The following is a 6,905-nucleotide window of genomic DNA, read 5'->3' as shown; positions in this document are numbered from 1 at the left end:
GAAAGATTTTGTTAACTTATGGTCCCTTCTTTTTAATAGGGATTTCAGGATCAAACATTAAAATACTATACAATGACATCAGACGCTGCAACTCCTGAAGAGTATATAAGAAACTTACCAGAAGACAGGAAAAGTGCTATTTCCTCTCTCAGAAAAACCATCCTGGCTAATCTGCCAAAAGGATTTGAAGAGGTTATGAGCTACGGAATGATCGGGTACGTGGTGCCACATAGTATATATCCCGATGGATATCATTGCAGTCCGGAACTTCCCCTGCCTTTTATGAATATAGCTTCGCAAAAAAACTTTGTGGCTCTCTATCATTCTGGTATCTATGCAGATAAATCCCTGCATGATTGGTTTGTTTCCGAATACCCAAAGCATGTGAAAACCAAGTTAGATATGGGAAAGAGCTGTGTCCGATTTAAAAAGGTAGAACTAATTCCTTATGATCTACTTGGTGACCTATGCACTAAAATGACCGTTGATCAATGGATCGAATTATACGAACGCAACATTAAAAAGAGATAAATGAAAAACAGGGTAACTGGTTTAGGCGGGTTTTTCTTTAAAACAAAGAATCCCGACAAGGTAAAAGATTGGTACAAAACACATTTGGGCTTGAATACGGACCAGTATGGCTGTACTTTTTGGTGGAAAGACAAGAAGGGAAATGATTGCTCAACACAATGGAGTCCTTTTAAGGAAGATACCACCTATTTTAAACCCAGCGAAAAGCAATTCATGATGAATTTTAGGGTGGAAAATCTTACGGAATTACTGGCAGCTTTAAAGAAAGAAGGTGTTACTATCATTGGGAAAATGGAGGAGTATGATTATGGAAAATTCGGATGGATACTAGACCCCGAAGGCAACAAAATAGAACTATGGGAACCTGTTGATAAAGCATTTCTTTGAGTTAAAATTTATTGCTACATTTAATCATCAATTAACCAACAAATAAGTAGACATGTCAGAAGAAGATAAAGATTTTGGCGATAAGGCTAAAGAAGCCTTTGACGATGCCAAGGAATCAGCTAAAAAAGCCGCTGGAGAGGCAAAAGAAGCGGCAGGAGAATTTAAGGAAGGTGCTAAAAAGACCGCAGACGAGTTTCGTGAAGGATTAAAGAATGCAGGGGGTGATAACAAAAAGATCCTGGCGGGTATACTCGGGATTCTATTTGGATCTCTTGGAGTTCACAAATTTATACTGGGTTATAACAAGGAAGGGATCATACTATTGGCAATTACCTTGTTGGGGTACGCTACCACCTGTATTGTTGTGGGGGCTTTCTTTTTCTGGATCCCCGGACTTATCGGACTTATTGAAGGTATCATTTACCTAACTAAATCTGATGAAGAATTCTACAACACCTATCAGGTAGGGAAAAAACCCTGGTTCTGATCATAGAATAAAGTCAGGTTTTAACCATCTGGCTTTTTTTATTTAATTTAATATCGTAATATTGCAATATATAAATGTATTATGGGTCTAACCAAAACAGAAATCTTCAATACTTCCCAGAATGAACTAGCTACTATCTTCAAAGTGCTGGGGCATCCGGGTAGAATTGCCATATTGCAATACATAAGTACACAGAATGCCTGTATATGCAATGATATTGTTGAGGAGATCGGATTAGCACAACCTACCATTTCACAGCACCTGAAAGAATTAAAAAGTGTAGGTCTCATTGAAGGCGAAATTGAAGGTAAAAAGGTTTGTTATTGTATTGCGCTAGACCGATGGAAAGAGATACAGGCCCTTCTGAACTCCTTCTTTAATGAAACAAAAATCAACTGTTGTTAAAATCAGATACAATGAAAACAAAAGAATTCTTAACCTTATTGAATGAACAGGCTACCAAGGCCCTGATATTCGAATTTAAGCCGGGACAACGGGTAGGTGCCAATTATCATATTACTGAAGTAAAAAATACTTCAATAAATTCTGTTGACTGTGGCGGAAGTGCAGACGCATGGAATGAAACCGTAGTTCAGCTTTGGGAAAACCCGGGAGAAAAAACCAAAACTGAATATTTGAGCTCAGCCAAAGCACTATCCATATTAGATAAGGTGAATTCTATGCGACCTATGGATCCTGAGGCCACTATTCGATTTGAATATGGCAATGAGAGCTTTCATACAGCTCAACTATATGTAAATGAAACACAAACAAGGGAGAGTGCGCTCTTAATTTCCTTAGGTGTACAACCAACGGCATGTAAGGCTGAAGAACTTTGTGGTGTAATAGTAGATAAAACTCAGGAAGTAGCCGGATGTTGTAGCCCTGATACTGGTTGTTGTTAACCGAGACTCTATGGATATAAGATCTATGCAACCAGAAGACTGGCCTGCAGTTTCCCTTATCTACAAAGAAGGCATAGCCACTGGTTTCGCTACCTTTGAGAAGGAAATTCCTGCCTACGAAATTTGGGATAAAGCTCATATAAAACAATGCCGTTTGATAGCATGTGAAGATACTATCATAACGGGATGGGCTGCCCTCTCTCCTGTTTCCAGCAGATGTGTGTATGGAGGAGTTGCAGAGGTTAGTGTGTATGTCAGCAAAGATCACAGAGGCAAAGGAATAGGGAAAAGTTTGTTGCGTTCTTTGATCGATGCCAGCGAAAAAGCAGGGTATTGGACCATACAAGCAGGTATCTTCCCGGAGAACAAAGCCAGCGCAATAATCCATGAGCAATGTGGTTTTAGATTAATAGGGCGCCGTGAACGTGTAGGCAATTTAGATGGAGTATGGAAAGATAATTTGATCTTTGAAAGACGAAGTACTTCTGTAGGAATAGATTAGAACAAAAATAAAATTACCAATGACAAGAAAAAATATACTGGTTCTCTGTACCGGAAATTCCTGCCGAAGTCAGATGGCACACGGCTATTTAAAAACCCTATTAAAGGAAAAGGCACAGGTGTATAGTGCAGGGATCGAAACCCACGGATTGAACCCGGGGGCAGTTGCCATCATGAAAGAAGATGGGATTGATATTTCCGATCACACCTCCAACAACGTTGATGAATATTCTGGTATCCCCTGGGACTTTATCATCACGGTCTGCGATCATGCCAAAGAGAATTGCCCTTATATTCCTTCAAATACTGCTAAACGGCTTCACCACAATTTCTTCGATCCTTCTAAAGTAAAAGGCAGCAGGGAAGAAATTCATATCGCTTTCCTCAAAGCCAGAAATGAGATCAAAGGGTATTGTGAGGACTTTGCGGAAAGGGAATTTTCCTAATCGGCACCGTTATTCTCAGTCAACTTTCGTTCCAATTCAGCCTGGAACTCTTCCATAACAGGTTTTACGGTACTCTCAGGGAGATCGGCAATTTTAATATACATAAGCCCATCTACCGAATTGTTAAACAGGGGATCTACATTAAAAGCCACCACTTTAGCATTTTGCTTGATGTACTTTTTAATAAGTACAGGTAATCGCAGACTTCCAGGTTCTACTTCTTCTATGAGTCGGTCAAATTTATTCAGATCCGCTTCGGTTTCATCAAATACGAACTCCTTATCAGCATCTTTTAACTTCACCTTAAACTCCTTTTTTGGGTGAATGTATTGTGCCACATATGGATCCCAGTATTTCGACTTCATAAATAATAAGATATTTATGCTCGGGATGTCTCAAGGTAGTATGCACTATTCCCTTCCACAACAGGAAGAGTGGCATAGGTTTTTGTTGGTATTCTTTAACTATATAGGCGCGCCCCATTTCTATGGATTGCGTCATCATACTATAGAGCTCCGGTTCAAAACCAAAAAGGTCCTGAAGGTAAAAACCGTCAATGCCGTGTTCTTTAAATATTTGAGACCCCATCCCCATGCGATAGGCCCCAACGATAACCTTGTCTTGATCATCCCATAAAAATAGATGGTGGTAATAATCATCAAATCTGTCCAGATCGATGGCCTTGTTGGTACCTTCCCCAATGGCTCGAAAGGTTATTTCTCGTTGTCTTCCAATTTCATTGAGTATAAAGGGCATGTCCTTTTTTTGTGCCAGGAAAACTTCATAATTCTTGCTTTGCAACAACCTGCAGTCCTTCTCACGCAGTTTTTCTATCTCTCCTTGAATGACCTCTGTCCTAACAGCTGTAGCAATCTTCCTTGGAGCTTTAGGGATCTTTAAACTCCCTGGAATCTGATCTATTAAACGCTCTTTTTCATAGGCATTGGCAAGAATGTAGGTCTTTCTTCGAAGAAGATCCGTAAACTCATCAAGAGTTTCATGTTCTGTCTGTGCGGCCAAAGAAATAGGTTGACCTATTCGAACCTTTATAGCCCTGTTTCGCTGGGTGGTTAATTCTGAAGGGAGCTTTGCTGTTCTAAAGATGTCGTTGATCTTAGACAAACGATAGAATAACTGGCTATTCTTTGCGTGAAAATATATGGGAACCACAGGCACTTCTGCCTTTCGTATTAATTTTAGGGCTGCTTCTTCCCAGGGTTTATCTACAATAAGCTTCCCATCCTTGTAGGTAGATACTTCCCCAGCAGGAAAGATCCCGAGCGGATGTCCATCACGCAAATGTTGTATTGCACTTTTAAATCCGGCTATACTACTTTTTGCATCTTTATGATCTTCAAAAGGGTTCACAGGCAAAATAAAAGGGGCCAAGGGCTCTACCCTATGCAATAAAAAGTTGGCGATGATCTTAAAGTCTTCCCGGTGCTGTAGTAATAATTTTAGCAACAAGATACCGTCTATGCCTCCCAGGGGATGATTACTAATAGTAATAAAAGCTCCTTCTTTTGGAAGTCTTTTAATATCCTCTTCCGGAATTTCGAAATCGATCTCATAGTGCTCCAGAATGGCATCCAGAAATGGCTTGGCCTCCAGATGCTTGTGTTTTTCATAAAAGGCATTCATGGAAGACAGCTTAGTGATCTTCATCAGCGTCCAGCCCATAAAGGTTCCGAAAAACCCGTACCGCTCAAGATTAATGGCTTTTGCTACTTCTTTGGCCGTTACTAAACCCATAATTCAATTTACAATTTCCGAGGTAAAGATAGGAAAATAGGCCTTGGTGTTATGTTATTAACTTTAAGAATTACAACTGACTGATGCTTACTTTACTACTAATTGAACGGTCTCTTTTCCCCGTTGTTCCAGCAGCACTTCCTTTCCATTTTGAAGAGAATCTATAGACTTCGCATCAAAATGCCTAATGGTATAAAGAGATACTCCTTCGTGATACACCACTTTAAATTTACCTTTTAAATGGTCTAATAATTCTTCCAAACGACCAAATTTATTGTCCACGCATACAGAAAAACTAATTGCCGAATTCTGTATCAGATCTACCTTCATTTTGTAATCATGAAGTAGTTTAAAGAGATCGCTGATACTGTCTTCCACAATAAATGAGAAATCTAAAGAGGAAAGCTTCATCAGCACCTGATTCTTTTTTACTATAAAACAGGGGATCTTTGGATCAATACCCTCTCCTTTACCCACCATGGTCCCTGGATTCTTTGGGTGCAAGAACGATTTAACAAGCAAGGGGATCTCCTTCCTTTGGAGGGGCTGCAAGGTCTTTGGATGAATTACAGAGGCTCCATAAAATGCGAGTTCAATGGCTTCAAGGTAGGATATCTTGTTGAGCAATTGAGATTCCGTAAAATACCTGGGATCTGCATTTAATACTCCCGGTACATCTTTCCAAATGGTAACCGATTGGGCATTGAGACAAAAAGCCAGGATAGCTGCCGTATAATCAGAACCTTCTCTTCCCAGGGTTGTTGTGAAGTTATTTTCATCGCTCCCAATGAACCCCTGACTCACATATAATTTTCCCTTTTCCAATCCCTGAGCAAGGCGTTCCTGCGTTTTTTCCCATTGAACATCCACATCGCGGTAGTTGTTATTGGTCTTGATAAAATTTCGAATATCGAGCCAGGTATTGCGGATGCCCACCTCATTCAGATATGCACTGAGGATAGTAGTGGAAAGCAATTCCCCGTAGCTTACCACCTGGTCATATACAAAATTGTATTTGGGCGATTTGTTCCATGCCAGGAATCCCTTTACCTCCTCAAATAGAGATTGTACATCCTTGTAAATTGTATGCTTAGGCGAATCGAAGAGATCATTAAGGATCTTCAAATGATAGTCCATTACCTCTTGTAGGGATGCCGGCAACATGGTCTTATCCTGAAAATATGCATTGACAACGCCTTCCATGGCATTTGTGGTTTTCCCCATGGCCGAAATAACCAGAAAGGTATCCTCATACCCAACCTCTTGTAACAGTTTAACCAGATTCTTTAGTCCATCGGCATCCTTCACAGATGCTCCTCCAAATTTGAAGATCCTCATAAGTTCTTAATAAAGTTTAGAATTCCTTGTTCATCTAATTGCACTACATCCCAGTCTCGCATTACCTTCGCCCCTTTTCGCTCATAGAAAGATATAGCAGGTTCATTCCAGTCCAATACCTCCCAGCTGATCCGTTTTGCTTTGATCTCGTAACCATACTGTACCACCTTGGCAAGTAAAGCAGTACCCAGACCACTTCCACGCATTTGCTCTGTTACAATAAGGTCTTCCAAATGGAGCACCGGACCTTTCCAGGTAGAATACCGAGGATAGACCAGGGCCATCCCCCCAATTTCCCCATTTATTTCACCTACAAAACAACTAAAGAGAGGTGCTTCCCCAAATCCATCCCTTACCAAATCCTCTGCAGTTACATCTACTGCATTCGATTCCTTTTCAAATTTTGCAAGTTCTTTTATAAGGTCCAAAACCTGAGGCATGTCCTCTGCCATGGCATCTCGGATGGTATTTTTCATAATTGTTACAAATAAAACACAAAGTTATAAATTTATAAAACGAAAGCCTGTCGAAAACGTTTTAGTTTCACAAAATGTTCGA

Annotated in this window: 9 protein-coding genes and 1 pseudogene; 7 read left to right on the top strand and 3 right to left on the bottom strand. The window is 40.2% G+C overall.

Annotated features, from left to right (window positions below; all coding sequences use genetic code 11):
- The first annotated feature begins 72 nt into the window (after nucleotides 1–72).
- From Q0X72_RS00890 to Q0X72_RS00860, 7 genes are all read left to right on the top strand, one after another.
- The gene (locus Q0X72_RS00890) at nucleotides 73–531 is read left to right on the top strand and encodes a DUF1801 domain-containing protein (RefSeq protein WP_297760659.1); all 459 of its coding nucleotides are present in this window, start codon (nucleotides 73–75) and stop codon (nucleotides 529–531) included.
- On the top strand, nucleotides 532–918 hold the full coding sequence (locus Q0X72_RS00885; RefSeq protein ID WP_297760656.1) for a VOC family protein: 387 nt from the start codon (nucleotides 532–534) through the stop codon (nucleotides 916–918). It abuts the gene before it with no gap.
- A gap of 52 nt (nucleotides 919–970) precedes the next feature.
- Nucleotides 971–1,405, top strand: a complete 435-nt coding sequence (locus tag Q0X72_RS00880; protein ID WP_297760652.1) for a TM2 domain-containing protein — start codon at nucleotides 971–973, stop codon at nucleotides 1,403–1,405.
- 81 nt (nucleotides 1,406–1,486) lie between these two features.
- Nucleotides 1,487–1,810 (top strand): helix-turn-helix transcriptional regulator, encoded by a 324-nt coding sequence (locus Q0X72_RS00875; protein WP_297760649.1) that lies wholly within the window; start codon nucleotides 1,487–1,489, stop codon nucleotides 1,808–1,810.
- An 11-nt stretch (nucleotides 1,811–1,821) separates the two neighbouring features.
- Complete coding sequence (locus Q0X72_RS00870; RefSeq protein ID WP_297760646.1) at nucleotides 1,822–2,310, top strand: DUF6428 family protein; 489 nt, start codon at nucleotides 1,822–1,824, stop codon at nucleotides 2,308–2,310.
- 10 nt (nucleotides 2,311–2,320) lie between these two features.
- A complete protein-coding gene (locus tag Q0X72_RS00865) occupies nucleotides 2,321–2,812 on the top strand; it encodes a GNAT family N-acetyltransferase (protein WP_297760643.1) in 492 nt (163 codons plus the stop codon).
- 19 nt (nucleotides 2,813–2,831) lie between these two features.
- Nucleotides 2,832–3,257 (top strand): arsenate reductase ArsC, encoded by a 426-nt coding sequence (locus Q0X72_RS00860; protein WP_297760639.1) that lies wholly within the window; start codon nucleotides 2,832–2,834, stop codon nucleotides 3,255–3,257.
- Here the strand turns inward: Q0X72_RS00860 and Q0X72_RS00855 are convergent.
- From Q0X72_RS00855 to Q0X72_RS00845, 3 genes and pseudogenes are all read right to left on the bottom strand, one after another.
- Nucleotides 3,254–5,009 (bottom strand): annotated as a pseudogene (locus Q0X72_RS00855) (GNAT family N-acyltransferase). The gene Q0X72_RS00860 and the pseudogene Q0X72_RS00855 sit on opposite strands and share 4 nt — an antisense overlap.
- A gap of 87 nt (nucleotides 5,010–5,096) precedes the next feature.
- A complete protein-coding gene (locus Q0X72_RS00850) occupies nucleotides 5,097–6,347 on the bottom strand; it encodes an aspartate kinase (protein ID WP_297760636.1) in 1,251 nt (416 codons plus the stop codon).
- A complete protein-coding gene (locus Q0X72_RS00845) occupies nucleotides 6,344–6,823 on the bottom strand; it encodes a GNAT family N-acetyltransferase (protein WP_297760633.1) in 480 nt (159 codons plus the stop codon). Before Q0X72_RS00845 ends, Q0X72_RS00850 begins: the two co-directional genes overlap by 4 nt.
- Nucleotides 6,824–6,905 lie beyond the last annotated feature (82 nt).

Origin of the sequence: uncultured Muriicola sp. (assembly GCF_947258935.1) — a bacterium.
In the GTDB taxonomy this organism is placed as follows: Bacteria; Bacteroidota; Bacteroidia; order Flavobacteriales; family Flavobacteriaceae; genus Muriicola.
Note: the sequence above shows the minus strand (reverse complement) of the source record. Positions and strands in the feature narration are given on the sequence as shown.